Source organism: Burkholderia sp. MSMB1459WGS (assembly GCF_001534535.1).
In the GTDB taxonomy this organism is placed as follows: Bacteria; Pseudomonadota; Gammaproteobacteria; order Burkholderiales; family Burkholderiaceae; genus Burkholderia.
The window spans coordinates 1-1023 of record NZ_LPMU01000038.1 but is presented as its reverse complement, the minus strand read 5'-3'; the positions used below and the strand labels follow the sequence as shown (position 1 = coordinate 1023).

Below are 1023 nucleotides of genomic sequence, written 5' to 3'. Positions count from 1 at the left end.
CACATCCACCCGTTCTCGGACATGGGCGCGCTCAATCGCGCGGGCAGCCGCGTGATCGTGAAGGCCGACGGCGTCTACCTGTGGGACTCGGACGGCAACAAGGTGATCGACGGGATGGCCGGCCTCTGGTGCGTGAACGTCGGCTACGGCCGCAAGGAACTCGCCGACGCCGCCTATCGCCAGATCCAGGAACTGCCGTTCTACAACACGTTCTTCAAGACCACGCATCCGCCGGTGATCGAGCTCTCCGCGATGCTCGCCGAAGTCACGCCGGCCGGCTTCAACCATTTCTTCTATTGCAACAGCGGCTCGGAAGGCAACGACACGGTGCTGCGCGTCGTGCATCAATACTGGCGCGTGCAAGGCAAGCCGCAGAAGAAATACGTGATCTCGCGCAAGAACGGCTACCACGGCTCGACGATCGCGGGCGGCACGCTCGGTGGGATGGGCTACATGCACGAGCAGATGCCGTCGAAGGTCGAGCACATCGTGCACATCGACCAGCCGTATTTCTTCGGCGAAGCGCAACCGGGCGAAACGCCCGAAGCATTCGGCCTCGCGCGTGCGCAGCAGCTCGAAGCGAAGATCCTCGAACTCGGCGCGGAGAACGTCGCGGCGTTCATCGGCGAGCCGTTCCAGGGCGCGGGCGGCGTGATCTTCCCGCCGTCGACGTACTGGCCGGAAATCCAGCGGATCTGCCGCAAGTACGACGTGCTGCTGGTCGCCGACGAAGTGATCGGCGGGTTCGGCCGCACCGGCGAATGGTTCGCGCACCAGCACTTCGGCTTCGAGCCGGACCTGATCACGATGGCGAAGGGCCTCACGTCGGGCTACGTGCCGATGGGAGCGGTGGGCATCCACGAGCGCATCGCGCGCCCGATCATCGACAACGGCGAATTCAATCACGGCCTCACGTACTCGGGCCATCCGGTGGCGGCGGCCGTCGCGGTCGCGAACCTGAAGCTGCTGCGCGACGAAGGCATCGTCGAGCGCGTGAAGACCGACATCGGACCGTATTTCCAG

1 protein-coding gene is annotated in these 1023 nt (G+C 64.9%); it reads left to right on the top strand.

Annotated features, from left to right (window positions below; translation table 11 throughout):
* On the top strand, window positions 1-1023 hold a 1023-nt coding region (locus WT97_RS15945; RefSeq protein WP_060353778.1), incomplete at both ends, for an aminotransferase.